This is a genomic window from Arthrobacter sp. CAU 1506, from assembly GCF_005047635.1.
Taxonomy (GTDB): domain Bacteria; phylum Actinomycetota; class Actinomycetes; order Actinomycetales; family Micrococcaceae; genus Crystallibacter.
Genome location: NZ_SUKC01000010.1, coordinates 1 through 26,651 on the forward strand (window position 1 = coordinate 1; position 26,651 = coordinate 26,651).

At 66.8% G+C, this 26,651-nt stretch carries 23 protein-coding genes and 1 pseudogene; 8 read left to right on the plus strand and 16 right to left on the minus strand.

Going from position 1 to position 26,651, the window contains the following annotated elements; all coding sequences use genetic code 11:
* Nucleotides 1–82 precede the first annotated feature (82 nt).
* From E4J89_RS12135 to E4J89_RS12145, 3 genes and pseudogenes are all read right to left on the minus strand, one after another.
* A complete protein-coding gene (locus tag E4J89_RS12135; RefSeq protein ID WP_136786415.1) occupies nt 83–1,312 on the minus strand; it encodes an IS110 family transposase in 1,230 nt (409 codons plus the stop codon).
* A 263-nt stretch (nt 1,313–1,575) separates the two neighbouring features.
* Nucleotides 1,576–2,433, minus strand: a pseudogene (locus E4J89_RS12140) (transposase); the annotation flags it as partial.
* 79 nt (nt 2,434–2,512) lie between these two features.
* Complete coding sequence (locus tag E4J89_RS12145) at nt 2,513–3,061, minus strand: CGNR zinc finger domain-containing protein (RefSeq protein ID WP_136786417.1); 549 nt, start codon at nt 3,059–3,061, stop codon at nt 2,513–2,515.
* A gap of 107 nt (nt 3,062–3,168) precedes the next feature.
* Here E4J89_RS12145 and E4J89_RS12150 point away from each other — a divergent pair, with 107 nt between their 5' ends.
* Together E4J89_RS12150 and E4J89_RS12155 are read left to right on the plus strand one after the other, a co-directional pair.
* Nucleotides 3,169–4,194, plus strand: a complete 1,026-nt coding sequence (locus E4J89_RS12150; RefSeq protein WP_136786418.1) for a DMT family transporter — start codon at nt 3,169–3,171, stop codon at nt 4,192–4,194.
* A 103-nt stretch (nt 4,195–4,297) separates the two neighbouring features.
* Nucleotides 4,298–5,065 (plus strand): IclR family transcriptional regulator, encoded by a 768-nt coding sequence (locus E4J89_RS12155; RefSeq protein WP_136786419.1) that lies wholly within the window; start codon nt 4,298–4,300, stop codon nt 5,063–5,065.
* Between the two features lie 104 nt (nt 5,066–5,169).
* Here the strand turns inward: E4J89_RS12155 and E4J89_RS12160 are convergent, their stop codons facing one another.
* The 7 genes from E4J89_RS12160 to E4J89_RS12190 all read right to left on the minus strand — a co-directional run bounded on the left by E4J89_RS12160 (nt 5,170) and on the right by E4J89_RS12190 (nt 14,605).
* Nucleotides 5,170–6,249: a PEP/pyruvate-binding domain-containing protein gene (locus tag E4J89_RS12160; RefSeq protein WP_136786420.1), complete on the minus strand. Its 1,080-nt coding sequence runs from the start codon at nt 6,247–6,249 to the stop codon at nt 5,170–5,172.
* A 26-nt stretch (nt 6,250–6,275) separates the two neighbouring features.
* The gene (locus tag E4J89_RS12165) at nt 6,276–8,159 is read right to left on the minus strand and encodes a PEP-utilizing enzyme (protein WP_136786421.1); all 1,884 of its coding nucleotides are present in this window, start codon (nt 8,157–8,159) and stop codon (nt 6,276–6,278) included.
* Complete coding sequence (locus tag E4J89_RS12170) at nt 8,156–9,031, minus strand: HAD hydrolase-like protein (RefSeq protein WP_205754490.1); 876 nt, start codon at nt 9,029–9,031, stop codon at nt 8,156–8,158. Before E4J89_RS12170 ends, E4J89_RS12165 begins: the two co-directional genes overlap by 4 nt.
* A complete protein-coding gene (locus E4J89_RS12175; protein WP_136786422.1) occupies nt 9,028–10,500 on the minus strand; it encodes a pyruvate/oxaloacetate carboxyltransferase in 1,473 nt (490 codons plus the stop codon). The genes E4J89_RS12170 and E4J89_RS12175 overlap by 4 nt, the downstream gene beginning before the upstream one ends.
* Nucleotides 10,500–11,861: a biotin carboxylase N-terminal domain-containing protein gene (locus E4J89_RS12180; RefSeq protein ID WP_136786423.1), complete on the minus strand. Its 1,362-nt coding sequence runs from the start codon at nt 11,859–11,861 to the stop codon at nt 10,500–10,502. The genes E4J89_RS12175 and E4J89_RS12180 overlap by 1 nt, the downstream gene beginning before the upstream one ends.
* On the minus strand, nt 11,858–12,439 hold the full coding sequence (locus E4J89_RS12185; protein ID WP_136786424.1) for a biotin/lipoyl-containing protein: 582 nt from the start codon (nt 12,437–12,439) through the stop codon (nt 11,858–11,860). The genes E4J89_RS12180 and E4J89_RS12185 overlap by 4 nt, the downstream gene beginning before the upstream one ends.
* A gap of 177 nt (nt 12,440–12,616) precedes the next feature.
* Nucleotides 12,617–14,605, minus strand: coding sequence for an acetoacetate--CoA ligase (locus E4J89_RS12190; protein ID WP_136786425.1), 1,989 nt, complete (start codon nt 14,603–14,605; stop codon nt 12,617–12,619).
* A gap of 280 nt (nt 14,606–14,885) precedes the next feature.
* Here E4J89_RS12190 and E4J89_RS12195 point away from each other — a divergent pair, with 280 nt between their 5' ends.
* Nucleotides 14,886–15,863, plus strand: coding sequence for an ABC transporter substrate-binding protein (locus E4J89_RS12195; protein ID WP_136786426.1), 978 nt, complete (start codon nt 14,886–14,888; stop codon nt 15,861–15,863).
* Between the two features lie 104 nt (nt 15,864–15,967).
* Here E4J89_RS12195 and E4J89_RS12200 read toward each other — a convergent pair whose 3' ends face one another.
* Nucleotides 15,968–16,645 carry an NAD(P)-binding domain-containing protein gene (locus E4J89_RS12200; protein ID WP_136786427.1) on the minus strand — a complete coding sequence of 226 codons (678 nt, stop codon included), beginning with the start codon at nt 16,643–16,645 and terminating at the stop codon, nt 15,968–15,970.
* 273 nt (nt 16,646–16,918) lie between these two features.
* Here E4J89_RS12200 and E4J89_RS12205 point away from each other — a divergent pair, with 273 nt between their 5' ends.
* The 3 genes from E4J89_RS12205 (at nt 16,919) to E4J89_RS12215 (ending at nt 19,641) form a co-directional block, all read left to right on the plus strand.
* The gene (locus E4J89_RS12205; protein WP_136786428.1) at nt 16,919–18,274 is read left to right on the plus strand and encodes an MFS transporter; all 1,356 of its coding nucleotides are present in this window, start codon (nt 16,919–16,921) and stop codon (nt 18,272–18,274) included.
* Between the two features lie 290 nt (nt 18,275–18,564).
* A complete protein-coding gene (locus tag E4J89_RS12210; protein ID WP_136786429.1) occupies nt 18,565–19,281 on the plus strand; it encodes a hypothetical protein in 717 nt (238 codons plus the stop codon).
* A gap of 84 nt (nt 19,282–19,365) precedes the next feature.
* Nucleotides 19,366–19,641: a DUF2277 domain-containing protein gene (locus E4J89_RS12215; protein ID WP_136786430.1), complete on the plus strand. Its 276-nt coding sequence runs from the start codon at nt 19,366–19,368 to the stop codon at nt 19,639–19,641.
* An 18-nt stretch (nt 19,642–19,659) separates the two neighbouring features.
* Here the strand turns inward: E4J89_RS12215 and E4J89_RS12220 are convergent, their stop codons facing one another.
* The 4 genes from E4J89_RS12220 to E4J89_RS12235 all read right to left on the minus strand — a co-directional run bounded on the left by E4J89_RS12220 (nt 19,660) and on the right by E4J89_RS12235 (nt 24,660).
* Nucleotides 19,660–22,107 (minus strand): heavy metal translocating P-type ATPase, encoded by a 2,448-nt coding sequence (locus tag E4J89_RS12220; protein ID WP_136786431.1) that lies wholly within the window; start codon nt 22,105–22,107, stop codon nt 19,660–19,662.
* A gap of 104 nt (nt 22,108–22,211) precedes the next feature.
* Nucleotides 22,212–22,436, minus strand: a complete 225-nt coding sequence (locus tag E4J89_RS12225) for a heavy-metal-associated domain-containing protein (protein WP_136786432.1) — start codon at nt 22,434–22,436, stop codon at nt 22,212–22,214.
* A 34-nt stretch (nt 22,437–22,470) separates the two neighbouring features.
* Nucleotides 22,471–22,821 carry a metal-sensitive transcriptional regulator gene (locus E4J89_RS12230; protein WP_136786433.1) on the minus strand — a complete coding sequence of 117 codons (351 nt, stop codon included), beginning with the start codon at nt 22,819–22,821 and terminating at the stop codon, nt 22,471–22,473.
* A 333-nt stretch (nt 22,822–23,154) separates the two neighbouring features.
* Nucleotides 23,155–24,660 carry an MFS transporter gene (locus E4J89_RS12235; protein ID WP_136786434.1) on the minus strand — a complete coding sequence of 502 codons (1,506 nt, stop codon included), beginning with the start codon at nt 24,658–24,660 and terminating at the stop codon, nt 23,155–23,157.
* 120 nt (nt 24,661–24,780) lie between these two features.
* Between E4J89_RS12235 and E4J89_RS12240 the strand changes: the two genes are divergently transcribed.
* The gene (locus E4J89_RS12240; protein ID WP_136786435.1) at nt 24,781–25,320 is read left to right on the plus strand and encodes a TetR/AcrR family transcriptional regulator; all 540 of its coding nucleotides are present in this window, start codon (nt 24,781–24,783) and stop codon (nt 25,318–25,320) included.
* Nucleotides 25,321–25,406: 86 nt separating this feature from the next.
* Nucleotides 25,407–25,883, plus strand: coding sequence for a DUF4190 domain-containing protein (locus E4J89_RS12245; protein WP_136786436.1), 477 nt, complete (start codon nt 25,407–25,409; stop codon nt 25,881–25,883).
* Nucleotides 25,884–26,013: 130 nt separating this feature from the next.
* Here the strand turns inward: E4J89_RS12245 and E4J89_RS12250 are convergent, their stop codons facing one another.
* On the minus strand, nt 26,014–26,487 hold the full coding sequence (locus E4J89_RS12250) for a hypothetical protein (RefSeq protein WP_136786437.1): 474 nt from the start codon (nt 26,485–26,487) through the stop codon (nt 26,014–26,016).
* Nucleotides 26,488–26,651: the final 164 nt, after the last annotated feature.

The window sequence follows — 26,651 nt, forward strand, 5'->3', positions numbered from 1 at the left end:
TGCGATGGGTAACGCGCTGGAAGCCCGCTCTCAACGCATTCGCCATCACCTTCAGCGACCGGTTCCCGACCGCTGAAAACTACTAATGGAAACCGCCGGATACACCGTTAAAGGGATAGTCCCCGGGCTTTGGGTCTTGATAGAGGGTGCTATCGCGGAGCATGGCGAAGAGGACGTCCGAGCGGCGGCGGGCGAGGGCGACGATGGCCTGGTTGTGGCGTTTTCCTTCGGCTCGTTTGCGGTCGTAGTAGGCGCGGGAGGGCGGATGGTGCAGTGCGGCGAAGGCGGAGAGGAACAGGGCTCGTTTGAGTTTCTTGTTGCCACGCCGGCTGGTGTGCTCGCCGCGGATTGAGGTTCCGGAGCGTCGGGTGACGGGCGCGATGCCGGCGTAAGAGGCCAGGTGTCCGGCGTTTTTGAAGTCTTTGCCGACGACTTCGGTCAGGATGCGGGCGCAGGTCCTGACGCCGATGCCGGGCATCGAGGTCAGGACCGTGTGAAGAGGGTGGGCCTCCACGAGTGCTTCGACTTGGGCGGCGACTTCATCGCGCTGGGTGCGCAGGGCCAGGAGCTGTGCGGCCAGTCTGGGTATGACGATGCCGGCGGCTCCGGTGCCGGCGACGACCACTGTCTGCTCGGCGAGGGCGTCGAACACTGCGTCGGTGAGCCGGTCTGCTGCCCGTGGCGCGCGCTTCTTCAATCGTGCACGAACATGGCCGCGGCCGGCGGTTTTTAAGGCTGCCGGGGTCGGGTAGCGGGTGAGCAGGTCCGCGACCGCGGGGTGGTCCAGGTGCGGGCCCAGTGCGCGTTCCAGCGCCGGGTGAATCTGGGTGAGCAGGCCGCGGATCCGGTTGCTGGTCGCGGTGATCTGCGCGGCGAGGTCGTCGTCGAAGCCGCAGAGCACGCCGAGTTCGGCAATGGCTTCATCACCGAGGGCGATCGAACGCAGGGTATGCGGCATGGTTCGTGCTGCGTCGGCGATGATCGCCGCATCGCGGGCATCGGTCTTGGCCTGTCCCGGGTGCAGGTCAGCGATCCGGCGCATTGCCAGGCCGGGCAGGTAACCGACCGTTGCGCCCATGTCCCTTGCGACGGCCACGGGCAGCGCGCCGATGGTGGCGGGCTGGTCGACGACGAGCAGGACCTTGCCGTGCCGGCCAAGGCCGGTCAGGATTTCGCGCAGCCTGGCTTCATCGTTGGGCAAGGTTTTGTCGTAGAGCCGTTTCCCGGATCGGTCCAGGGCGACGGCGTGGTGGTCGGATTTGCCGACGTCCAGGCCGACGAAAACGTCGATGTCCTGCTGGTCAAGAACCACTGCGTACCACCTTCCGAAGAGCCGTCAGCTGCTGCCTGTGCCGGCCGGACCATGGCGGCAGTCGTCGGCATCCACGTTACGAATGACCCCGCAAGCCGTGCCTCTATCAGCGATCAACTCCCGCCGGGCCGGTCCCGGTGGCAACACCCCCCTGATCATGAAACGACTGGGGGCAACAACCATGCCGGGACCGGCCGGCCAGCACACCCTAAATCCCGCAACAGGACCGGGCTACGAAAAAGACATCTGATGGGGCTAGGCAGTCAAGCAGCGGCCATGGCAGCGGTGTTGGGGAAGGCCGCTGATTCGTGGTAGCTCGAGCCGGTTTGCAGGCAGTAATAGAGGCAGCCGAGAAGGCGGTTGAAAAGGTTGCGCTGGGCTGAGGTGTGGCGATCGCCGGAGGCTTTCCGACGGTCGTAGTGGGCGCGGGCCCCGGCAGAGCTGCTGAGTGCAGAGAAGGCCCAGACGTAGCCGGCGGCGGCGAGCCTGTTGTTTTTCACCCGTCTGGCCAGGACCGTGCGGGACTTGCCGCTGGCGCGGGTCACCGGGGCCGCCCCGGCGTAGGCCTTAAGCGCGCCTGCGGTAGCGAATCGGGTGCGGTCATCGCCGATCTCGGCCAGGATCCGTGCCCCGGCGATCCGTCCGAGGCCGGGGAAGCTGGTGAGGATTTCTGAATCCGGGTGCGTGCCAAAAAGCTCTTCGACGGCCAGGGTCAGGGCATCGAGGCCGTCGCAGGCGGCGTCGAGCTGGCCAAGCAGAGCGGTGAGCTGAGTGCCGAAGGCGGCTTCGACTCCGAGCGGTTGGTGCATTGCGGCTTCGCGGAGGATCGGGAGGAGACGGGCCGCAGTGGCATCGATGTTCCGGGTCCGGCCGGACTTGAGCAGGATCCGCCGCAGCCGGGCCGGGGTCAGGGAGGCGGCCTGTGACGGGGTCGGCGCGGTACGCAGCAGGAGTCTGGCGGCCGGGCTGCTTAGATCTGCGGTGTGGGGGAAGGCCTTCAGCGCCGATGGATAGTATTCGCGCAGGAGCGAACGGATGCGGTTGGCGTGCTGCTGCCGGTCCCAGACCGCGTCCTGTTGCGCCCGTGCAAGCACGGCTATGGCCTGAACCAGTTCCGAGTCCAGGGGAAACGGGAAGACCTCATCTGGCGCCCTCACCTCCCATTAGGTAACGGGGGGCGTGGCCGGTAGCGCCCGGTGCTCAGCTGGCGGCTGCCGACTTCCGCGCCCGATAGGCGGCCACGTGGGTGCGGTTGGCACAGTTGCCGGTGTCGCAGAAGAGCTTTGACCGGTTTTTGGACAGGTCCACGAGCACCGCCGAGCAGTCCTCTGCGGCGCAGGTCCTCAACCGGTCCAGCTGCTTTTCGCGGATCACGTCCACCAGCGCCATCGCGGCCTCCACCGAGATCCGGACGTGCAGCGGTGCATCGGGACTGGTGGCGTGCAGGTGGTAATCCCATTGATCGTGCTTGACCAGCTGCGGGATGGCACCGGCGTCGGCCAGAATCTTATTCACCATTGTGACGGCGCGGTCCTCCGGCGCTGACCAGGCCTCCTTGAGCACCGGGCGCAGGCCGCGGACCGCTTCCAACTCCCCGGCGGAATGCGTGCGCGAGCCGGTATAGCCCACCGAGCGCACGAAGGCGTCCAGATCCTCCATGCTGCTCAAGCCATCCGGATGGACCTCGGCGGTGTTGACCAGCCGGGCCGCGTCCACCAACGAATGCTGCGTGTCATGAGTAAATACCATCTTGACTCCTGAGCGTTGGCGGGTTTATTGTCAGGAGTATACCTCTTATGACTCCTGACAGGACCATTCTGCGCCGGGAGCGAACCGCACATCCTGAAGGACCCATCATGGCTTCAACCGTTGCCGAGCAGCGCCTCCTAACAGCTCCGCCGCGCCCCGGATCAGCCGTGGCCGGCGTCGGCATCGCCTTGGCTTCCTCGGCAGTGTTCGGGCTCTCCGGGTCCTTTGCCAAGTCCCTGCTGGAAGCCGGCTGGACGCCCGGCTCCGCGGTGGCGGTGCGCATGGTGGGTGCGGCCCTGATCCTGTTCCTGCCCGCCGCCTTCATGCTGCGCGGCCGGTGGCACCAACTGTGGCAGAACTGGAAGACCATTGTGCTCTTCGGGTTGATCGGGGTGGCCGGCTGCCAGCTTTTCTACTTCAACGCCGTGACCACCCTGTCCGTGGGCGTCGCGCTGCTGCTCGAGTTCCTGGCGCCGGTGCTGATTGTCCTCTGGCTCTGGCTGACCAGCCGCCGGATGCCCCGCCCAGCGACCATCGCCGGCACCGTCCTGGCGGTGGCCGGTCTGATGCTCGTGCTGGACGTCTTCGGGCCGGTCAAGCTGGACCTGGCCGGCGTTCTCTGGGGGCTCGGCGCGGCAGTGTGCCTGGTGGTCTACTTCTTCATCACCGCCAAGCAGAACGATTCGCTGCCCCCGCTGGTATTGGCCGCCGGCGGCCTGCTGGTGGGCGGCGCCGCCATTGTGGTCCTGGGCGCAGTGCAGATCCTGCCGATGGCCTTCAGCACGGCCGATGTGCAGCTGGCGGGCTGGCACACCCAGTGGTGGGTACCGCTGGCCGGGCTGGTGCTGCTGTCCACCGTGCTGTCCTACGTCACCGGCATCATGGCCGCCCGGGCACTCGGCTCCAAGGTGGCATCCTTCGTCTCGCTGACCGAGGTGCTCTTCGCCGTCATCTGGGCTTGGCTGCTGCTGGGCGAGCTCCCCGCCATCATCCAGTTGCTTGGCGGCGTGCTGATCGTCGCCGGCGTCGTGCTGGTCCGCTCCGAGGAACTGCGCGGGCCCAAGCTCCCGCGGCGGAAGCGCGCCAAGGTGCCCGCCGAGGCAAACCTGCGGGGCGGCCTCGCGCCAGAGTAGCCTCGAGGCACGACGGGCAGGCTGCGCCGCCCGCAGACTGAGCCGCCCTGCGCGGCTGCTCCGGGGGTTCCGCCCAGCAGAAACGCCGTGTGACAATTCCCTCATGCGAAATGCCGAGGCCTCACCCGTCGAGTCCGTAGACCGGGCCCTCTTGCTGGTGCTGCTGATGCGCTCCGAAGGGCCGGTGTCCGTCAAGGCTGCCGCGGAGCACCTCAACGTTGCTCCCTCCACTGCGCACCGGCTGCTCTCCGCCCTGGCATTCCGGGGATTCGCGGTCCAGGACCGGGAACGGCGCTACCGCGAGGGGCCGGTGCTGTCCGAACGGTCGGCGGAGACCTTCTCCGTGCAGATGCTGCGTGAAAACGCCCGTCCGGCCCTGATGGCCCTGCACCAGGCGGTGGGCGAGACGGTGCAACTGATGGTGCTGCGCGGCGGCAACATCGTGTTTGTCGACGGCGTCGAATCCCAGGCCACACTGCGCGTGGGCATGCGGGTGGGCGACCAGATGCCCGCCTTTGTCTCGGCGGGAGGAAAGGCGATGCTGGCGCAGCTGAGTAACGTCGAACTGGAAGAGCTTTACCGCAGCGGGCTGCCATCCTGGCCCACCGGCCGGATCGATTCATTGGCCACGCTGAAGCGGAGCATGACCAAGATCCGCCGGGCGGAATTCGGCACGAACTTTGAGGAGACGGAGCAGGGCGTGATTGGCCTGGGGGTGAGCATCAACGACGCTGCCGGAAAGCCCATCGCCGCCCTGACCACTGCGACGCCCAGCATCCGTTTCACCCGGGATGACATGCCCGACTATGTGGCGGCGCTGCGGGCGGCCGCGGCCGATGTGGAAGAACGGCTGCAAAAGCCACCGCACTAACGCCGTCGAGTCCGTCCCATCCGGATGAAGGACGGGACGGACTCGAACAGATGGACTTGCAGACGGCCCGGACGAAGCCGGTACCGGCCGGAAGCCGCCGCGGGCTAATGCTGATGCGCGGCACCCGACGCCGGCGGAGCGGTCCGCCCGGAGATGCTGCCGGTGATCCATGACATCATGCCAGCCGACGCGTCGAAGGCCGGCGGACGGTCCGCGTTCGACCACACGGTTTCCGGCCGGCACTGGAGAAGGACCAGGTTCTTGCCGTCCGGCAGCTCTTCGTCCACGGCGAACTCGATGTCCTGCGGCGCCTGATGAATCTTCTCCAACTGCTTGCCGAAGGCCGCCAGCGCGGTGACCTCCTCATCCGCCAGGCAGAGCACGGAGCGGCGGTCCTCGGGCACGTCCTGGGGCGCGTCGCCGCGGCGGTACTCGATGTGCTTGTACCCGGGGGTTCGGTCGGCGATGCCCAACCCGATCTTCTCCACCAGGAACCGGTCCGGCGTGACTTCGCCGCCCACCACCGACAACCCCAGGCCCCAGCTCGCCTCCAGCACAATCTTGGAGCGGTCCCCGCTGGTCGGGCTCAGCGTGAACATCACGCCGGCGGCCCGGGCACGGACCACCTTCTGCACCACCACGGCCATTTCAATCTCATGCGGATCGATCTCTTTTTCCGCCAGATAGGACAGCACCCGGCCGGCAAACACGCTGACGTAGCACTTGTGGATGTGGGCCAGCACGTTCTCGGCGCCGGTGATGTCCACCCAGGTTTCGAATTCCCCGGCGAAGCTGGCGCCCACCGAGTCCTCCGCGGTAGCGCTGGAGCGCACTGCCACCGCCACGTCGTCCACCCCGCAGTCAGCGCAGAGTTTGGCGTACGCCTCCCGGACCGGCGCCGCCAGTTCGTCCGGCAGCGGAATCCCGGCCAGCCGCGCCGCAATAACCCGCTCCGCCTCGTCGAAGGCGGCCTGGCCGGAGTCGGGCCGCAGCCCGTCCAGGACCTGGGTGGCGAACTCCTTGAGCCCGGCCTCTTCCAGGTACCTGCGGTAACCGGCCGCCGTGACGGCGAAGCCCGGGGCGACGGGCAGCCCTTGGGCGGTCATCTCGGCCAGGCTGGCGGCCTTGCCGCCGACCTGCCGAACGTCGCGGCAATCGGGGTGGGTGAATTCCAGGGTAAACATGGGCCTTGCTCCTTGCAGTGGGATATTCAGCCGGCCGCGGGAACGCCGAGATCTTCGGCCCTCGTGTCCGTGGTGGTGCCGGCGGGCTCGTCATCGAGCACGACGACGGTGCCCGCCTTTCCGTCGATGCGCACCCGCTGTCCGGTCTTCAGCCGGGCGGTGGCGAAGCCGGTGCCGACCACGGCCGGGATGCCGTATTCGCGGCAGACGATCGCGGCATGGCACATCATGCCGCCGATGTCCGTGATGACGCCGGTGGCCACGGCAAACGCGGCCGCCCAGGACGGTGCAGTGATCGGCGCAACCAGGATCTCGCCGGGCTGCAGGTCCGGCAGGTCCTTTTCCGAGCGCAGCACCCGCACCGGACCTTCGACGATCCCCAGCGACCCGGGGATGCCGTTGAGCGTTTTGGACTCGCCGTCGGAGGCGCCGAGCCAGTCGTTGACGCGTTCGGTGGTGACGCCGTAGTTCATCACCGCGAACGGATCCGTGACCTCCTGCGGCGGAATGCCGTAGGCAGGCGGGGCGGAGGCTGCCTGCAGGGCCGCCACGATGGGCTTGCGCCGCTCGATTTCCGCGGCCCACCGTGCCTTGCCGCGGGCTTCCACCCCGATGGCCCACGACTGCACGACGTCGGACAGGACCGTGTCCAGTTCGAAGCGGTTGAGGTAGAACATGTCGTCGGCGTTGGCGAGGAAGCCGGCGTCGACCAGTACCTGGGCCAGTTCATGGCACTTCTGCCAGAACACGTTGTGCGACCAGTGCTCCACGTAGATGTTGTGCTCTTCGATGTAGGGGAACACGGTGCGGGCCAGGCCCAGCAGCTCCTCGAACTGTTTCGCCTCATCGGCGGTGAGCAGGGCACGGTACTCGTCGACAATCTCGTCGCGTTCGGCGCGCAGCCGCTCGATCGGGCGGGAGATGTCCTCGCCTGCGGCGATCTTCCGGGCGTAGCTGGCGATGTTGCCCACCGGAATGGCGGGATTGGAGTTCCAGGTTTCCTGGTCGTGCGTGAAGCCGTACTCGGTGAAGTAGTTGAACCAGGGGTCGCGGGTCTCGTCGAAGGAGGCGAGCCAGGTCCGCCCGTTCTCGGTGGCCTCGAGCGCGGACCGCAGCTGATCCGTCGTGCCTTCCGCGGTCACCGTTTCGACGAGTCCCAAGTCGTTGGCGAGCTGGGCCAGGCGCCGGCATTCATCGTCGGGCCGGAAGGCCAGAACATCCACGCCGGCGACCATGCGGGAGATGCTCTGGTCGGTGATCAGCGGGAAGGCCTGCTTGCAGAACTGGAAGAAGGTGATGTACCCGCCGTAGCCGAGGTTGAGGAACTCGAAGTGGTACTGCCAGATGGCAAAGAACTCGTCGATCAGCCGGTGGTAGTTCTCGGTCAGGGCCATGGCGTCGGAGCGGCCGCGGGCCTCATCGACCACGTGGTCCGGGTCGTATTCGGCCAGCTTCTGGAACGAGATGGACTGCAGGGATGCGATGGCGCCCTCCATCTTGGTCTTCCACTTCCCGTACAGCTCGTCCCAGTTGGCGTAGTAGTAGCCGGCACGCTTCTGGAACACGGCCGCCCGCTCCTGGATCCGCTCGGGGTCGGTGACGCCCAGCGGGGAGATGTAGACGTAGCCGTTCTTCACCCGCACGTCCAAGCCAAGCGAGACCGGGAGGGCGAAGATCCGGGTGCTGAAGGTGCCCACGCCCAGGTAGACCGCCTCGGCGCCGATGCTGTCGAAGGGGTGGCAGCCGCGCGACCAGTGCATGGTGTCGGCGAACCAGAACTGGGCGTCCTCATGCGCCCGGGTCTCCTCGGAAGGGACCAGATAGTACGGGTACATGGACTCCCAGCCTTCGGCGCCCCCCGGCGCCTTTGCCTCGTGGAAGAACGGGAAACGGTTGCTGTCAGTGCTCATGGTCGGGCTCCTTGCGTCAGTGAAAGGGAGGGAACAAGCAGTTGGTACAGTTCGGCGACGTCGGCGACGGCCAGGTCCGGCCGCGCCTCGCCGGTCAGGGTGTCGAGTTTCTCGACGCTGGTGGCCCCGGAGAGCACCAGCGCACTGTTGGCGCCCATCTGCCGGGCCAGTTGGATCTCCACGGTGGCGTCGCCGACCACGGTGACCTCGGCCGCAGGCACGCCCAGCCGGCGCAGCAACGTCTCGCCGAGTGCGACGGAGGGCTTGCCCAGCACCTGCGGGGTGGCGCCAGCGGCCCAACCGATGGCGTTGGCGATCGCCGCCGAGATGCACACCGACTTGCCCAGGCCGCCGTGGAACCACGGCACATCCACGGTGGTGTAGAGCGGGGCACCGGCGTCCACGGCCAGGCTGGCGGCGTTGACCTGCGCCGTGCTGTAGGCGTCCATGGCTCCGACAACCACGACGCCGGCCGGTTCCGGATCGCCCGGATCGGCCAGTTCCACCTCGAGGCGGCGCAGCGGATCTGTCAGGCCTGCCGCGCCGAGGGCCAGCACCCGGGCGCCGGGGTGGTGGTAGGCGATGTATTCGGCGGCGGCGCTGCCGGCAGTCGCAAACTCTTCATCCCTCACGCCGATGCCCTTATCCCGCAGATGGGCCGCATACTCGGCGGGCGTTTTCTCCGAAGCATTGGTGCAGACGACGACGGCGTGGCCTGCGGCGTGCAGCGCTGCCAGCAGGTCCGCGGCGTGCGGCATGGCCTCGCCTCCTGCTCCGCCGGCGCGCTTGGTCCGCATCAGGCAGCCGTCCACGTCCAGCACCCAGCCGCGGGAGTTCCGTATGGCGTCGTTCATCTCGTTGACAGTGCTCACCGGGAGGCCTCCTGGGCAGTGGGGCGTTCGAGGGAAAATTTGGTGGTGCCGTCGCTGACCGATACCGAATGCAGCGTCGGCCGGTCCTCCGCGAGCGAGAGCAGCTTCTTCAGCGAGGAGACGGGCGAGGCAGCCTTCGCGGCGTACATCCCGTCGACCTGCTCGGCCGGCATCACCGCGCGCAGCAGCAGTTCCTCGTCGCTGATGGTGGCGCCGAAGCGCTGTCGCAGGTCCTTGATGGTGACGTCGCCGCCGTCGTTCACTGGTTGTTGGCCGCGTTTAGTGGCCATCGCGCGGTCCATCAGCTCAGGGTCCACCGGACCGGGGAGCGGGCCAAAGTCGCCGCGCAGCAGGTCGATCACCTCGTCGGAGATCTGCTTGTAGCGCTCGCCGGAGATCACGTTCAGGGTGGCCTGGGCCACGATGTACTGGGCGAACGGCGTCATCACGATCGGCCAGCCCAGGTCCTCGCGGACCTGCACCGACTCTTCGATGACCGCGTCGAACAGTTCCGGGCGGCGGATCTCCGTCAGCTGGCGCCGGGTGGTGGACTGCACGCCGCCGGGGATGGTGTGCCGGTAGTAGGCCTCGTCGTATTCGTTGGGCGTGCCGACCGGAAGGTTCTTGATTTTCGCCTGCCGCTGCAGGTAGGCCGAGGCCCGCGCCATCGCGTCCAGGTCCACGTCAACGGTGTGGCCGCGGGCGCGGAGGTTGCGCACCAGTTGCTGGGCTTCGGGATGGGACGCCCCGTTGGCCAGCGGCGGCAGCGCGCAGTGGATGGTGTGGATGCCCAGATCGGCCGCATCCAGCACGGTGAGCGGCGAAAGGCCGGTGGTGGAGTGCGAGTGGATCTCGTCGAACTTCTTCTGCCGCAGGCTGGACTGCATCAGCGGCACCAGCGTCTTGACCCGGTCCGGGGTCAGCAGGCCGGCGGGATCCTTCAGGTACAGGCCGTCGATGGCCGGGCAGTCCTCCAGCTCGGCCGCCTTGGCGGCGAAGTAGTCGTCGGTATGCACCGGGCTGGTGGTGTAGCAGATGCCGCCGATGACTTCCTCGAAGCCCACTCGCTTGGCCATCTCCGCTGTGCGCTTGGCGCCTTCCATGTCGTGCATGGGATCGATGACCCAGAGCCTGCTGACTCCGTTGCGGGCCAGCAGGCTGAAGGCCAGCTCGAACACGGCGTCGGGCGTGCGGTGGAAGGTGATGAACCGCTTGCCGGTGGTCAGGAAACCCAGCCGCGTGTTGGGCGTCCGATCCCGGGCCGCCCGCAGCCGCTCCCACGGATCCTCGCGGTGGTAGCGCACGGCGGTGGCCATCAGCGTGCTGGAAACGATCTCCAGCACGCGGTAGCCCACCTGGTCCAGATCCGGCGTGACGCCTTCGACCATGCGGGTAGTGACGCCGGTGGCGCCCCAGATGCTCTGGTTGCCGTCCCGCAGGGATACATCCACCAGATTGATGTCCGCCATCAGTGCACCTCCTGTGCCATGAGGTTGTCGAGGTCGCCGTTCAGCCAGTGCGTGGTCACGGCGTTGGTTTGGTAGTCCGGGTGCGCGAGGATGCGCCGCAACAACGGGAGCGAGGTGGTGACGCCGCCGATCTCGAAGGCTGCCAGGGCTCCTTCCATCCGCGTGATGGCCGCTGCCCGGTCCGGGGCCCACGCGATCTGCTTGCCCATCAGCGCGTCGTAGAAGGGCGGGAAGCGGTACCCCTCGTAGATGTGCGTATCCAACCGGAGACCGCCGGCCGCCGACGGCCGCCAGCGGGTCACGGTTCCCGGCGAGGGGCGCAGATCCTGTTCCGGGTCCTGCGCAGTGATCCGGCATTCAATGGCGTGCCCGGTCAGCGAGATGTCCGCCTGCGTGAAGGACAGCGGCTCGCCCAGCGTGACCAGCAACTGTTCCCGCACCAGATCCACGCCGGTGACTGCTTCGGTGACCGGATGCTCCACCTGCAGGCGCGGATTCACTTCCAGGAAGGCCAGCTCGTCCCGGTCGACGTCGTAGAGGAACTCCACCGTCCCCAGACCCACGTAGTCCAATGCTTCGGCGATCTTCAACGCGCTGGCGTGCAGCAGTGCACGGGTGGATTCCGGCAGCGCCGCGCATGGTGCTTCCTCCACCACCTTTTGGTAGCGGTACTGCACCGAACACTCGCGTTCCCCCAGGTGCACCCGGTGCCCGTGGCGGTCGCCGATGATCTGCACCTCCACGTGCTTGGCGTCGGTGACAAAGCGTTCCAAGAAGACCGTGCCGTCGCCGAAGGACGCCTCTGCCTCCGCGGAGGCTACCTGCCAGGCCTCGGCCAGCTCGGCAGCTGAGGTCACGAGCTTCATCCCGCGCCCGCCGCCGCCGTGCGCTGCCTTAATCAGCACCGGATATCCGATACTTTCGGCAAGTTCACGCACCTGCTCCGCCGATTGGGCGGTTCCGCCGGCCGAAACGGGAACGCCAACGGACTCAGCCAGGTGGCGGGCGGTCAGCTTGTCGCCGAGGGCCCGGAGTGCGTCCGGTGAAGGCCCCACGAAGACCAGGCCGTTTTCGGCGCACAGGTCGGCGAAGGCCGGCCGTTCGGACAGGAAGCCGTAGCCCGGATGGACCGCGGTGCAGCCGGTGGAAACCGCTGCCTGCACCACCGCATCCATGTTCAGGTAGCTGTCGCCGGGCCGCGGTCCGCCCAGCACCAGCACACGGCCGGCCCGTTTGGCCGCCAGGGTGTCCTTGTCCGCGGTGGAAACGCCGAGCACCGTCTCAAATCCCAGCCGATCGCAGGCTTCAATAATGCGGACCGCGATCTCACCGCGGTTGGCGACGAACACGCGATGGTTCATGACGCGGCCCGAATGGCGAACAGCGGCTGCTCGAACTCGACCAGCTCGCCGTCCTGGACGAAGACCGCGGCGATTTCGCCTTCAGCCCCAGCGGCCACCGAGTTCATCAGTTTCATCACTTCGACGATGCACAGCACGGAGTCCGGCGTGACGGTGTCCCCGACTTGGACGAAGGCGGGTTCGCCGGGTTTGGGTGCGCCGTAGAACGTGCCGAGCATGGGTGCGGTGACCAACGTGCGGCCGGCCGGCAGGTTGTCCGGGCTGATCTTGTTGCTCTGGCCGTTTGATCCGGCAGGCGGAACGGCCGCAGACGCTGTGACCGCAGCCGGTGCGGCGGCAGTCGGGGGCGCCGCAGTTGGCGGCGCGGTGGGGGCGGCAGCTGCGGCCGGAGCGGGGACAGCTCCGGGAGCCGGGCTGGCGGCCGCTGCCTGGCCGTTGGCCTGGCTCGCAAGCTCGGGGAAATACCCGCCCCGGCGCACGTGGATCCGCAGCGAACCCTGCTCGTACAGGAAGTCAGTGAACTCGGTTTTGTCGAGCTGCTCGATGATGGCGGCGAGCTCTTCCAGGTCAACGTCCATAAATACCGTTTGTCCTTGTCCTTGCCCGTACCGGGAGTTGCCGGCCGGAACTATGTTGTGGATCACTTTCAGCCTGCGCGGCTGTCTTGCTGTGCGCAATACGCTGGAGGCGGATTCCGTGCTGCGCAATTTGCGTGGTTGGTTCGGCGCGATCGTCTGCGCTTCGGTGCGCCCGCGTCAGCTGGGTTCCAGCACGCGGTTGACCCGGCGGACCGTGTCATCGATGTCCTCCGGCCGAACCACTACGCCTAGATCCATGACTTCACCTAGCACCGCGCCCTGGATCAGGCGCTTAAGCGGAATCTCCAGCCTCTTGCCGGTGGGGTTGCGTGGAATGCTGGGCACGAACACGATGTAGTCCGGGACGTGCCGGGGCGAGAGCTCCGCCCGCAAGGTGTTGCGGATGGACGTTTCGAGCTGGTCGTGGTCGGCATGCTCGCCCGCCTCGACCAGCAGCACCAGCTTGCCCATGCCGCCGCCGTCTTCGAAGTGCAGCACCATGCTGTCGGCAACATCCGGCAGGCCGTCGAGCACGGCGTAGAACTCCGCCGTGCCCAGGCGCACTCCGCCGCGGTTCAACGTGGCGTCGGAGCGGCCGGTAATGATCCAGCTGTTGCGTTCGGTCTGGATCAGCCAGTCGCCGTGCCGCCAGACGCCCTCGTAGGCGCCGAAGTAGCTGTTGCGGTAGCGTTCGAAATCTTCGTCGCCCCAGAAGAACACGGGCATCGAGGGCATCGGCTGGGTGGCCACCAGCTCCCCGGCGGACCCGCGGATCGGCCGACCCTCGGGATCCCAGGATGCCACTGCCACGCCAAGCGGGCGGCAGGACATTTCCCCGGCGTAGACCGCCGTGAGCGGGCTGGCGCCAATGAACGCAGCGCAGATGTCGGTTCCCCCGGAGGTCGGTGCCAGCAGCAGATCCGGGTTGACCGACGTGTACACCCAGCCCGCCACATCGGCGGCGAGCGGAGAGCCAGAGCATTGGACCTCCCGGAGCCTGCTGAGGTCCCATTTCTTGGCGGGCTGGAGGCCGGCGTGTGCGCAGGCGGCCAGATAGGCGGCTCCGGTGCCCAGGTAGGTTGCTTCGGTCTGGGCGAGGATGGCCCACTGGGACCATTCTCCGTCCAGCCCGGGCCAGTTGGGGTCGCCGTCCTCCAGCACCAAGGCGGCTCCCATCAGGAGCGTGGAGACACTCAGGGTCCAGACCATCCAGCCGGTCGTCGTGAACCAGAAGGCGGTATCGGACTCGCTCATGTCAAAGTGCAGGCCCATCGCCTTGTAGTGCTCCAGCAGCAGGCCGCCGTGGGAATGGACAATGGCTTTGGGCTTGCCCGTGGTCCCCGAGGAGAACAGCACGGTGAGCGGATGGTCGAACGGGACCGGTTCACAGTGGATCGTTCCGAGGTCGCGGGTGAAGTCCGCGTAGAGCTCGGCACCGGCAGGCGCCTCGGCGTCGTCACTCAGGTAGGGCAGCAGGACAGTGCCCATTTCAGGCAAAAAATCACGGATCCTGGCCAGGTCATCCGCGCGGGAGAGTTCTCGTTTGCCCCAGCGATAGCCGTCGATCGCCAGCATCAGTGCTGGTTCCAGTTGGGTAATCCGGTCCAGGACGGACTTCGGACCCATCTCCGGCGGCACCGAGCACCAGATAGCGCCGAGCGCCGTCGTCGCCAAATAGGCGGCGAGGGTCTGCGGGATGTTGGGCAGGTAGCCGGCGACTCTGTCGCCGGGCTTGATGCCGTGCCGGAGGAGGCCCTGCTGGATCCTGCCGATTTCCTCGAGTAGCCGGGCCCCGGTCCAGTCGATACTGCCGCTGGTCTGGCTCCGGGACTTGACCATGACATGGTCGCTGCGCCGGCGGAGCGACCGGATGATGTGCTCGGTGTAGTTCAGGGTGGCTCCGGGAAACCACCGGGCTCCCGGCATCGTGCGCTCGGCGAGCACGGTGGTGTAGGGGGAGTGGGAGATGATGTCGAAGTGATCCCAGACTTCGGCCCAGAAGTCCTCCAGGTTGTCGACCGACCACTGCCAGGCTTCCTCGTAGTCGGCAAACGTGCGCCCGGTTTTCTGCTCGATGCCCAGCAGGAATCGACCCATCCGGGAGGACGGCCACTGCTCCTTCCCGGGGGCTGGCAGCAGCAGGGAGCCTTGTTCAACGGGGGGCATGGAATGTCCTTACATGACTGGAACTGATCAGGGCCCTAAAGCCTGTCCTGTGACTGTAATCACGCTCCATCACCGCTGACCATGCACGGGGCTTAGATTCCGTCAGAAGGAATTGCATGCAGCTGTGCTCCTGGGGCTGCGCTCGTTCACTCCTTACTCCTGCGGCGCCTCCGTTCCGCCTACGGGAATGTCCGACCAATCCGTTTGTCGCCTGCCCGGCTCTGATTACAGTCGTTCCAGTCGTGTGAGACAGCTCACCAAAAATGATCAAGAGGGTGTTGTGAAAAAACTGCTCGGAACAATGGTCGCCGGAGGCTTGGCCGTAGCTTTGCTCGCGGGATGCGGAAGCGGCAGCGTCTCAGGCGCCCTGCAGACCTCCGCGGGCGTGGATACGGATCTGCGGAAGGTGACCGTGGGTGCCATCCCAATCGCCCCGTCGGCCGCTCTGCAGTTGGGCATCGACAAGGGGCTGTTTGCCAAGCACGGCATCGAAATCGAGATGCAGTCCGGGCAAGGCGGGGCCTCCATGTTGCCCGCCGTCTCGACGGGAACCATGAATGTTGCCATCGGCAACCCCGTCTCCACGATGCTGGCCGTGTCGAAGGGCCTGGACCTGAAGATCATCTCCGGGTACTCGCATTCACTGGCCACCGGGGACGACATCACCGGCGTGGTGGCGCTGAAGGATTCCGGCATCGAGACGGTCGCTGACCTTGAGGGTAAGAAGGTCTCGGTGAACACGATCGCAGGCCAGGGTGACATCACCATCATGGAGGCCATGGCGAAGGCCGGGGCGGACCCCTCCTCGGTAGAATTCACCGAGATCGCCTTCCCGGATGCCCCGGCGCAGCTTGAGAAGCGGAATGCGGACGCCGTATGGCTGGCCCAGCCGTTCCTGAGCCAGGCTCTCGAGGCGGGGCACCACCTGGTCACCTACAACTACCAAGAAACCATCCCGGGCCAGCCCACGCTGGTTGCTTTTGCGAGCGGGAAATGGGCCGAAGAAAACCCCGAGTTGGTGGCCGACTTCAAGGCAGCCCTTGCCGAGGTCTCCGACTATGCCGAATCCCATCAGGATGAAATTCGGGCCCTGCTGCCGACCTTCCTGAAGATGGACCCGGAACTGGCCGATGGTTTGCTTCTTGAGTCGCATTCTGGCGAGATCGACCGCGACTCGCTGCAGAAGATCAGCGAGCTCATGGTCAAGTACAAGGTGGTCGACAAGCCGGTCGATTTGGATCAGGTCATCCTGGATTAGCCCGACCCCGAACGGCCGACGGCGGAGCGCACCGAGAGGTGTGCCCCGCCGTTGCCATTGGTGCCCCCTGGATGATCGCGGGATCGGCCCGATCGCGTCAGTCGTCAGCGGACGATCTTGAAATTGAAGGCGGGGGAACCCAGCGCGCCCCAGAGGCGGAGCCAGAGCGGCATCACCATTTCGGCACCGCGGGCGGTGGTGATGTCGCCAAGGTCGATGACATCCTGGTGGCCGAAATCCTTCAGGAGTTCAGTGACCGTGCTCTTGGCCTCGGCGTCGTTGCCGGACACGAAGACCGTGCCGGTCTCGGGGAGCCGGGCCGGGTAGGCCTGAAATTCGGCAGTCAGCGTGTTGAGGGACTTTACAACGCGGGCTGCAGGGAAGGCCCGCTGGATCTGCTCGCCGAGCGAATCGGTGTCCTTGACGAAGAGGGTCGGAGGCATCCCCTGGCTGGTGTCCAAGGGGTTCGCGATGTCCAGGATGACTTTGCCGTCGAGGTTCTCGGTTCCGGCCTGGGTCAAGGCGTCCAGGGATGCGCCGCCGTTGGTCGCGTTGACGATCAGCTCGGCGCCGGCGGCGGCGTCGGCGAAGCGGGCCACGTCGATGCCGGGGTTGTCGGCGGCCCAGTCGGCTAAAGGCGGGGTGCCCATGGCGTCAGGCGCCGTCCGGGACAGTGTGGCTTCCGGATCGCGGGTTCCCAGGGTGACGGTGTGGCCGAGCTCGGCAAGGCGCGCCGCGATGGTTCGGCCTACCCTGCCGGTTCCAAGGACTGCAATTCTCATGGTCTTCTCCTGTTCAGGTCCGGTTTGCCGGAGGACTGTGGACCCCTCCATCAACTGTGCTCCCGTCTGCGGGAGGCGGGCTAGCCCCGGCAGCCCTCCAAGCCAGATGCAGGAAGCTGTAACCCCCGCCACGAGAGCTTGCTCACATATCTATGGCGTGTGGCACAGGGCGGGGTTGTTCAAGTCATATAGTTGATGGCTCAACGAACCTACCGGACGTTCAGTTAGACCCGCGGCCTCGGCGGCCGCGCCAGCAACAAGTTAGGCCCCGCTATGGATATCAAGGCCCGCATCGAAGCGGCTCCGATGAAGCGCACCCAGGTTGGCGTCATTGCCATCTGTATGGCGCTGTACATGATCGACGGTTTCGACGTCCTGGTGATGGCGTTCAGCGCCAACGCCGTGATGGAGGACTGGGGCCTGAGCGCCAGCCAGTTGGGTGTGCTGCTGAGCTCTGCACTGGTCGGCATGGCGATTGGGTCCATCTTCGTCTCCAGTGTCGCGGATGTGATCGGCCGGCAGAAGACGCTGGTGATCGGCGCCGCCGTCGTCGCTGTGGGCATGCTGGTCTCCGCGTTCGCGCCCGGCTACGGCGTGCTGGTGGTGCTGCGCTTCGTCACCGGCTTGGCCGTGGGCACGCTGCAGGCAACCGCAAACGTGCTGGCGTCCGAGTTCTCCAACGCCAAACGGCGCTCCACCGCGCTGGCCCTCGTCAGCATCGGCCAGCCGATCGGCGGTGTGCTGGGCGGCATGGCCACCGGCGTCCTGATCAGCGCGTTCGGCTGGCGCTCCGCCTTCCTGTTCGGTGCCGTCATCACCGTGATCATGATTCCGTTCATCTGGAAGGCCGTCCCCGAGTCGGTCGACTTCCTGCTGGTACGCCGCCCGGAAAATGCCCTGCAGCGCATCAACAAGGTGCTGCGCCGGATCGACCAGCCGGTGGTCGGCGAGCTGCCTGCGCTGCCCGAGGCCCCGGCCAAGAAGAAGTCCCGCTTCGCGGACGTACTGACCGGCGTCAACGCCCGCCGCACCATCCTGATCTCGCTGGCGTACTTCATCCTGATGGCCAGCTTCTACTTCGCTAACTCCTGGACCCCCAAGCTGGTCACCGCCAGTGGATTCAGCCAGCAGGACGGCATCACCGCCGGCGTGCTCTTCAGCGTTGGCGCAATCATCGGCGCCGTTGTGCTGGGTGCGTTCGGTGCCCGCTTCCCGATGCGCAAGGTCCTCGCGGTGTTCTTCGTGATCGGCGGCCTGACCTTCGGTGCGTTCTCGCTCTCCACCGGCTCGCTGGCCGGAGCGCTGTTCGCCGCCGCCCTGGTCGGCTTTGGCTCCAACGCGCCCATCGCCGGCATGCTGGCCATCAGCCCCACCTACTACACCTCCGATGTGCGCGGCACAGCGCTGGGCCTGGTCATCGGCATGGGCCGGGTCGGCGCCATCGCGTCGCCGATCATCGCCGGCGCACTGATGGACGGCGGCTGGCAGCCCACCGACCTGTACTTCCTCTTCATCATCCCGATGCTGATCGGCGCCGTAGTGATCTCGATGCTGGGCAAGCCGGTGCTGGCATCGGTCGCACCGAAGAGCGAAGCGGTCCGCGAGCAGGAGCCGGCCGGCAAGCACTAGCCACCGGCGGCTGACGCGAAGAACACCCACTAAGACGGCGGGGCTCGGCACAGTGCCGAGCCCCGCCGTCGTCGTTCTGCCCATCACCGGGCCACAGCCGCCCCGGGGGCAGTTTTACCCGCCACCCGCTTCCCGCCGGGAGAGTTTTCCGCCCCGGGCTTCCCGGCAGCCGAAGTATTCCTGAATCGGCATGCATTGTGGCAGCGCCCCTGACCTCTTGCCATCTGCTCGCCTGTTCCGGGATGATGCCTAGGCGCGGTGCTTTAGCGCCTAAGCCGAAAGGGACGCCGATGCTGCAGGCCTTAGGCTGGGGCCTGCTTGCTGGCTCCTCCTACTTTCTGGGCGGATTGCTTGCCCTGCGGTGGCGCGTCAACAACGTTCTGCTCGGTGTCCTGACCGGCCTGGGTGCCGGTGCCCTGTTGTCGGCCGTCGCTTACAAGCTGATTGCTGAGGCCGGCCGGCTGGCCGGTGGGAGCGGCTTCGTTGGTGCGGGACTGATCGGCGGTGCCGTCGCGACGTCCTGGGTGGTGACCGGAGCTCAACGGGGCGTGCGGCTGTCCGCACCGCCTCTCCACGAGCCAAGGTTCCTGGTGATCGCGCTGTCAGTGGTCGCCGAGGCCATCGTCGTCGCCGGTGGACTGGTCAGCGGCTACGGTATCAGTGCGGCCCTGCTGGCCGCAGTCTTCCTCTGCGGCGTTCCAGAGGCCATGGCCGACACCGGACCGCTGCTCAAACACGGCCTGACCGCCCGCCACGTCATGTCCGCCTGGCTGGTCATGACGATCCTGTGCGGCGTCTGCGTGGCAGCGTTTACGCTGCTGCTCGGGCTTGTGAGGCCAGAGGTGGTGGCCTTCGTGCTCGCCTTCGCCGGCGGCGGCGTCCTCACGAACGTGACCGTCCGGATGGTGCCGGAGGGGCTCAAGGACGCCGGCGCCGCTACCGGCATCGCCATCGCCGTCGGCTTCGGCCTCTCGTTCTCCCTGGTGGAGATCCTCGGCAAGCACTGAGGCCGCTGAGCGGGGGTGGTGCAATGGAGCCGCCCTGGAGCAGACTGGAACCAGCCAGCATCCTACCTAGACCGGAGGACCGCCATGTGCCGGAATATCCGCCAGCTCCACAATTTCGAACCCGCAGCGACGAATGCCGAAATCGAGGCGGCCGCGCTGCAGTATGTGCGCAAGGTCAGCGGCAGCAACAAGCCGTCGAAGGCCAACGAGGAAGCCTTCAACCAGGCGGTGCACGAAATCGCGCACATCACCGCGCACCTGCTCGACGATCTGGTGACAGCGGCGCCACCGAAGAACCGCGAGGAAGAAGCAGCCAAGGCCCGGGCCCGCGCGGCGGTGCGCTACGGCACGGCCGTCTAGAAGCGCGGGCCCCGGTCGCTACCGCCCGAAGCGGCGCAGCCGCAGCGAGTTCGCGACCACCAGCACCGAGCTGGCGGCCATCGCGGCGCCGGCGATCATCGGGTTGAGCAGGCCGAAGGCCGCCACCGGAATGCCTAGCGTGTTGTAGGCGAAGGCCCAGAACAGGTTGGACTTGATGGTGGAGAGCGTCTTGCGGCTCAACTCGATGGACTGCACCACCTGGACCAGGTCGCTGCCCATCACGGTCAGGTCAGCGGCCTCGATCGCCACGTCCGTGCCCGCGCCCATGGCGATGCCCAGGTCGGCTTGGGCCAGCGCGGCGGCATCGTTCACACCGTCGCCGACCATGGCTACCGTCTTGCCTTGCTCCTGCAGCCGCTTGATCGCGGCCACCTTGTCCTCGGGCAGCACGTCGGCGAACACGTCCTGGGGCGCGATGCCGACTTCGGCCGCGACCTCGGCGGCGACGGCGGCGTTGTCGCCCGTCAGCAGGATGGGGTGCAGGCCCAGCTCCTTGAACCGGGCGATCGCGGCGCCGGATGTCTCCTTCACGGTGTCCTGCAGGTTCACGATCCCTACCACCGCTCCGTCGACGGCCACCCACACCGCGGTTGACCCGGCCTGCTGCTGTTCCAGCAGGACACGGCGGTGCTCGTCGGAGAGGGCGATGCCGTTTTCGTCCAGCCAGTTGTTGCGGCCCACCACCACGGTGCTGGCGCGGCCGTCGGGTTCGGTGATGGTGCCGAGGACACCTCCGCCCGCCGTGCTGTGGAAGTCCGACAGGGCCGGCAAAGCAGCAGGCTGGCTAAGCGACCCCGCCGTGCCGCCGGCCGGGGCGGCCAGCCGTGCCGCTGCGTCCCGGGCCGCCTCCACGATGGCCAGGGCGATGGGGTGTTCCGATCCGGCTTCCACGGCGCCGGCCAGCAGCAGCACGTCCTCTTCGCTGCGGTCCGCCAGGGCCACCACGCTCTCCACCGCTTGCTGGCCCGTGGTCACGGTGCCGGTCTTGTCCAGCACGATGGTGTCCACGTGACGGGTGTCTTCGAGAATCTGCGGTCCCTTGATCAGGATGCCCAGCTGCGACGCCCGGCCGGTGCCGGTGAGCAGCGCGGTGGGCGTGGCGAGGCCCAGCGCACACGGGCAGGCAATGACCAGCACGGTCACGGCTGCGGTGAAGGCAGCTTGCAGATCGCCGGTGAAGACCATCCAGAGGATGAACGTGATGATGGCGATGACCAGCACAATCGGGACGAAGACCGAGCTGATCCGGTCTGCCAGCCGGGCGATCGGGGCCTTGCCGGCCTGGGCCTGGCTGACCAGCCGGCCCATTTGCGCCAGCGTGGTGTCCGACCCGACCCGGGTGGCGCGGACCAGCAGCCGGCCGGACGTGTTGATGGTGGCGCCGGTGACGGTATCGTCCACATCCACTTCCACTGGCACGGATTCCCCGGTGAGCAGGGAAGTGTCGACGGCGGAGTGGCCGTCCACCACATAGCCGTCGGTAGGGATCTTCTCGCCGGGCCGGACCACCATGATGTCGCCCGGTACCAGCTCGGCGGCAGCTACCTTCACCTCGCTGCCGTCCCGCAAGACGGTGGCGTCCTTCGCGCCCAGGTTCAGCAGGGACTTCAGCGCGTCGCCGGCCCGCTGCTTGGCATTGGCTTCCAGATACCGGCCCAGCAGCAGGAACGTGACGACGACGACGGCAACTTCGAAGTACAGCGCGTGGGCGGCCATGTCGCCCTCCACGTGTTCGGTCAGCATCGGACCCATGAACAGCTGCCAGGCGGAGAAGAAGAAAGCCGCCAGCACGCCAAGCGACACCAGCGTGTCCATGGTGGAGGCCAAATGCCGGGCATTCACCGCGGCCGCGCGGTGGAACGGCCAGGCAGCCCAGAACACCACCGGAATGCTCAGTGCGAAGGCGACCCAGCCCCAGTGCGGGAACTGCGCACCGGGAATCATCGAAATGATGAAGACCGGGATGGTTAGGATGGCGGCCGTCCACAGGCGCGGCCGGAGCTCGTCGGCGGTGCCGCCGTGAGCCATGTGATCCTCATGCTCCCCGTGATCGCCGTGCTCCGCGGCGTCGCCGCCTGTGGACGCGTGGCCGCCGTGGGCTTCTGCCTCCGCGTGACCGGCATGGCCGGCATGACCGGCGTGGCCGGAATCGGCGGATCCGTGTCCCGCGTTGCCCGCGGAATGTGGCTGCTGCTTCACCCGGGCTTTGTAGCCGGTGGCGTGCACCGACTCCAGGAGTTGCTGGTCGGTGACGCCGTGCGGGACGTTGACCACCGCGGACTCCAGCGGCAGGTTCACGCTCGCCTGGACTCCCTCGATTTTGCCGAGCTTTCGTTCCACGCGGTTCACACAGGAGGCGCAGGTCATGCCCTCGATCGCCAGTTCTACGGTCCGGGCCGGAGCCGGATCGACTGCAGGGTCCTGGGCAGCGGGATGGGAGGCCATCAGATGGTCATCTCGATTCTGGGTTTGCCGCCGAAATTGCGGCGCTTCAGGTGCTGGGCATGCAAGGTGGCTGGCGGCGGCGGGAGGCACCGCCGTCGTCCGTGTTAAGCGATGTTTGCGACGACGGTGTACCCGGCTTCGGCGACTGCTTCGCCGACCTGCGCCGGATCCAACTGGCCCTCGGAGCTGACCGTGGCGGTGGAAATGCCGCCCTTGTTCAGCTGGATGCTGACGGTCTGGACGCCCTCCAGGGCCTTGAGTTCTTCGGTCACGGCGTCAACGCAGTGGCCGCAGGTCATGCCGTCGATGCTGATGGTGGTGGTGCTCATTCAAATCTCCTGGGGTGGTGTTTGGGGGAGTGGGCTAGCGCAGCAGCCGGCCGATGGCGTCCGAGGCTTCCTTGACCTTGTCCTGGACGATCCGGGGATCGTCGTTGAGTTCGGATTCCTTGGCGGCGCCGACCACGCAATGTCCAATGTGGTCTTCGAGCAGGCCGACGCTCACCGCATGCAAGGCCTTGTTGACTGCTGCCACCTGGGTGAGGATGTCAATGCAGTACTTGTCTTCTTCCACCATGCGGGCGATGCCGCGGACCTGGCCTTCGACCCGCTTCAGCCGGCGCAGGTAGGCGTCCTTGTCCGACGTGTAGGCATGGCCGATGTGCTCGTCGACGGCGGCGGGGCCGGAAACGCTGGGGGTTGCGGTGTGGTTCATGGCTTCCTCATTCCGGGGGACTACGCCATCAAGATATACCCCCTAGGGGTATGGCGCAAGGGTCTGTGACGGATGCCACGTGAGGGCGACGGCGGAGTCGGCGGTAGGAGGGTGGCGGCGGGGCCAGCGGTCGGAGGGCGACGGCGGCGTGCGCGGCTACGGCCGGCCCGGTGGTGGGGGCCAGCAGGGGCTGCAACGATAGGACGGGGCCAAACGGGTCCGCCGGAGAAGAAGCGGGGTCGGCGGCGTGAGAGGGGGCCCGACGTCGGACCCGGAGTGAGGGTGGGTTGAGGCGCGCTGACAGCCCGGCGAGTACGCCGGGCCGTCAGGGGCCTACTGGTGCTGTGCCGTGCGCAGCGTCCGGAAGGCCAGCCACGCGGAGGCAACCATCAGCACGCCGGCCAATCCGGCTGTGACGGTGACGCCGCTGTCGAACGCGTGGACCGCGGAGTCCAGCAAGGCTGCTCCGGTGCGTTCCGGCAATTCTTCGGCCACCGTGATGGCGCCGCCCAGGGTCTCGCCGGCGGCGTGCTGCTGTTCTGCGGACAGCCCGGACGGCAGGTCGATGTTCTGCCGGTAGGCGCCGACCAGGATGCTGCCGAGCACGGCGGTACCGAAAACTGAACCGACTTCGTAGGCAGTTTCTGAGACGGCGGAGGCTGCGCCGGCCTTGGCTGCCGGAACGCTGGAGAGAATCAGGTCATTTGAGAGCGTTTCGGAAGCACCCACGCCGGCGCCCAGCAACGCGAACGCGGCCATCAAGGTCAGCGCCGACGCGTCCGGGGTAGAGGCCGCCAGCCAGTACGCCGCCGCGGACAGCAGCAGCGCCCCCGCCACCACCAAGTGCGGGGCAATCCGGCGCACCAACGGTACCGCGAGCAGTCCGGCAGCGATCGTCACCAACAGGCCGGGCAGCAGCACCAGGCCGGCCCGCAGCGGGCTGAGTCCCAGAACCAGTTGGAGATGCTGGGAGACGAAGTACAGGAAGCCCACCAGCGAGAAAACGGCCAAAAGGTTGACCAGCACGGCGCCGGTGAACGGACGGTAGCGGAACAAGCGGACATCCAGCATGGGATTCGAGCGGTGCAGTTGGCGGCGGACGAACAGCCAGCCGGCCAGAATGCCGACGCCGGCGGCCGCAGCGATGGCAGTCAGCTCACCGCCGGCGGCCACCTGCTTGATGGCGAAGACGACGGGGAGCAGTGCGGCAACCGAAAGCAAAATGCTGGGCACATCCACCGGCCCCGGCTCCGGGTCGCGCGACTCCGGCACAAACACCGGCGTCAGCACCAGCATTGGCAGCAGCATGGGAACCGCCAGCAGGAAGACCGAACCCCACCAGAAGTGTTCCAGCAGTACGCCGCCCAGCAGCGGGCCGAGCGCGGCGCCCGCCGAGAACCCGGCAGCCCAAATGGCCACCGCCAGCCGCCGCTGGGTCCGCTCGGTGAAAATGTTCCGGATCAGGGACAGGGTTGCGGGCATTAGCATGGCCCCGAAGATGCCCAGGCCGGCGCGCGCCGCCACCAGCAGTTCAGCGCTCGGCGAGAAGGCGGCTACCGCGGAGAGTGCGGCGAAACCGGCGGCGCCGATCATCAGCATCCTGCGGCGGCCGAAGCGGTCGCCCAGGCTGCCCATCGCCACCAGCAGGCCGGCGAGCACCAGCGGGTAGATGTCGATGATCCACAGGAGCGTGGTGCCGCTGGTGCTGAAGGCCAGGGAGATGGCTGGCACGGCGAAGCTCAAAACGGTGTTGTCGACGGCGACCAGCAGGACCGGCAGCATCAAGACGGCCAGGGCGGTCCATTCCTTGCGGCCAGCGCGCTGGGTGACGGTAAGCATGGGGCATCTTTCGGGGAGGGGTGGGCTGGGTTATCCTTCAACTATACCGGCTGGACGGTATAGTAACAAGTCGGCTGTCGATTGCCGCCCAGCGGAAGAACTGCGTCCTAGGATGGGTGGATGGCCAGTGCTAAAGACCGGATCCTCGACAACTTCGAGGACATCCTGATCAACGAGGGCGAACGAGCCGCCACCATGGATGCCGTTGCGGCTGCCGCCGGAGTGTCCAAAGGCGGGCTGCTCTACCACTTCCCCTCCAAGGAAGCGATGGTCGAAGGGCTTTGCGAACGGCTCGCCGCGCTATCGGCCGAGGATGCCGAGCGAATCAGTAGCGCGCCGGAGGGGGCGGCCCGCTACTACGTGCGCACCTCCAACTTTGTCGATTCCCCCTTGGACCGCGCGATTGTCGCTTTGGCCCGGCTGGTGCAGCAGGGCCACCCTGCGGCCGCGCGGACGTTCGCGCAGATCCAGGCACTCTGGTTGGATACCTTGGAGCTTGCCTTGGGCAGCCGGGCGGTGGCGCAGGCAGTGAAGCTGATCGGCGACGGCCTGTACTACAGCGCCACGTTCGTTTCGCCGGATGCGCAGCAGAAGCAGATGGCCGACGGCGAAATGGAAGCGCTGCTGCAACAGGTCGACGCGTTGGTGGGTAGGGGCTGATCCGCGCCTCGTTTTGGGGATAGTTGGATTCGTGCGAAAGGATGAATCGTATAATCACGCACCGCACCGCTTGATGAGAGGAATCCATGTCCACCCCTAACGGTCCCGGGGAATACCCCGAACCCACCACGCCCGGCCAGCCGCAGGGCAACTACCCGGCCTACCCGCAGCAGAATCCCGGCCAGCAGGCCTACCCGCAGCAGGCGCCGGGCCAGCCGGCGTACCCGCAGCAGAACGCCCCTTACGGCTACCCGGGCCAGCCCGTTCCCGGTCAGCCGGTTCCCGGCAAGACCATGGGCATCGTCGGCTTCGTCCTGTCCCTGCTCGGACCGCTGACCGTGGCTGGCCTGATCGTCAGCATCATCGGCATGGTGCAGTCCAAGCGCGCCAACGCCAAGAACGGCTTCGCTCTGGCCGGCATCATCATCGGCGCGGTGGGGACCGTGCTGCTGATCCTGTTCACGATCATCACGATTGCGGGCATCGCCTACATGGTGGAGGTCTGTAGCGAACTCGGCCCCGGCACCCACTTCGAGGACGGCGTCACCTACACCTGCAGCTGATTTTCTTCAGCCACATCACGAAGAGCCGGTGCCTCCCCTTCCCGGGGTGGCACCGGCTCTTGGCTTTGCCGCTATCGTGCGGTGGCAGGATTCCCGCGCTGCCTGCCCTTGGCGCTGTGGACGCCGGTGCTTACCCGATCAGCGAGAAACCGAGGGTAGCCAAGACTCCGAAGGCCGCGCCCCACAGGATGATCGAGATGATTTGCCACATGATGACCGCGTTTTTGGATGCACCGAAGGAGACCATAGCGGCAGAGGTGAGCTGACTCGGCAAGATGGTCTGGCCCAGCAGACTGACCCCGGCTACTCCGTATTTGTCGAATTGAGCGCGAAGCTTCTGCCGGCGGGGAGAGGGTTCTGTGACCGTCTTTCCGCTGACCACCCTGGACCGGACGCGATGGGCGCTGAGCACGAAGATCAGCATCGAGATCACATTTCCTGCGATCGCGGCGGCGATGGCGATCACGGGGTTGATGCCGGCGAGGACGCCGATCACTGAGCCGAAGTATGACTCGACGAACGGAACTGCGGCGGCCACTGTCACTCCCAGCCATTGCAGCACGGGCGGAAGTGAGGACGTGAAGTCCTGCAGCGCTTCGATCATGAATCTTGCCTCTCGTATCGGTGCCAAACGGACGGTAACCTGCCGCACGGTTCACCAGAAATTGTCACCAGTAGGCCAGTCACCGCACCGAGCCTAGTTGCGGAGGGCGAGCGAAAGATGCGTCGCGAGGATGATTTTTAGCTGCCTCGGAGACGGCGGCACGA

Coding starts and splice junctions, on each gene's coding strand:
- E4J89_RS12175 (WP_136786422.1), bottom strand. CDS start 10,500: ATGGCGGACATCAATCTGGTGGATGTATCCCTGCGGGACGGCAACCAG.
- E4J89_RS12205 (WP_136786428.1), top strand. CDS start 16,919: ATGGATATCAAGGCCCGCATCGAAGCGGCTCCGATGAAGCGCACCCAG.
- E4J89_RS12250 (WP_136786437.1), bottom strand. CDS start 26,487: ATGATCGAAGCGCTGCAGGACTTCACGTCCTCACTTCCGCCCGTGCTG.
- E4J89_RS12185 (WP_136786424.1), bottom strand. CDS start 12,439: ATGGACGTTGACCTGGAAGAGCTCGCCGCCATCATCGAGCAGCTCGAC.
- E4J89_RS12190 (WP_136786425.1), bottom strand. CDS start 14,605: ATGCCCCCCGTTGAACAAGGCTCCCTGCTGCTGCCAGCCCCCGGGAAG.
- E4J89_RS12165 (WP_136786421.1), bottom strand. CDS start 8,159: ATGAGCACTGACAGCAACCGTTTCCCGTTCTTCCACGAGGCAAAGGCG.
- E4J89_RS12160 (WP_136786420.1), bottom strand. CDS start 6,249: ATGTTTACCCTGGAATTCACCCACCCCGATTGCCGCGACGTTCGGCAG.
- E4J89_RS12225 (WP_136786432.1), bottom strand. CDS start 22,436: ATGAGCACCACCACCATCAGCATCGACGGCATGACCTGCGGCCACTGC.
- E4J89_RS12245 (WP_136786436.1), top strand. CDS start 25,407: ATGTCCACCCCTAACGGTCCCGGGGAATACCCCGAACCCACCACGCCC.
- E4J89_RS12240 (WP_136786435.1), top strand. CDS start 24,781: ATGGCCAGTGCTAAAGACCGGATCCTCGACAACTTCGAGGACATCCTG.
- E4J89_RS12200 (WP_136786427.1), bottom strand. CDS start 16,645: ATGAGAATTGCAGTCCTTGGAACCGGCAGGGTAGGCCGAACCATCGCG.
- E4J89_RS12145 (WP_136786417.1), bottom strand. CDS start 3,061: ATGGTATTTACTCATGACACGCAGCATTCGTTGGTGGACGCGGCCCGG.
- E4J89_RS12230 (WP_136786433.1), bottom strand. CDS start 22,821: ATGAACCACACCGCAACCCCCAGCGTTTCCGGCCCCGCCGCCGTCGAC.
- E4J89_RS12220 (WP_136786431.1), bottom strand. CDS start 22,107: ATGGCCTCCCATCCCGCTGCCCAGGACCCTGCAGTCGATCCGGCTCCG.
- E4J89_RS12150 (WP_136786418.1), top strand. CDS start 3,169: ATGGCTTCAACCGTTGCCGAGCAGCGCCTCCTAACAGCTCCGCCGCGC.
- E4J89_RS12235 (WP_136786434.1), bottom strand. CDS start 24,660: ATGCTTACCGTCACCCAGCGCGCTGGCCGCAAGGAATGGACCGCCCTG.
- E4J89_RS12155 (WP_136786419.1), top strand. CDS start 4,298: ATGCGAAATGCCGAGGCCTCACCCGTCGAGTCCGTAGACCGGGCCCTC.
- E4J89_RS12215 (WP_136786430.1), top strand. CDS start 19,366: ATGTGCCGGAATATCCGCCAGCTCCACAATTTCGAACCCGCAGCGACG.
- E4J89_RS12180 (WP_136786423.1), bottom strand. CDS start 11,861: ATGAACCATCGCGTGTTCGTCGCCAACCGCGGTGAGATCGCGGTCCGC.
- E4J89_RS12210 (WP_136786429.1), top strand. CDS start 18,565: ATGCTGCAGGCCTTAGGCTGGGGCCTGCTTGCTGGCTCCTCCTACTTT.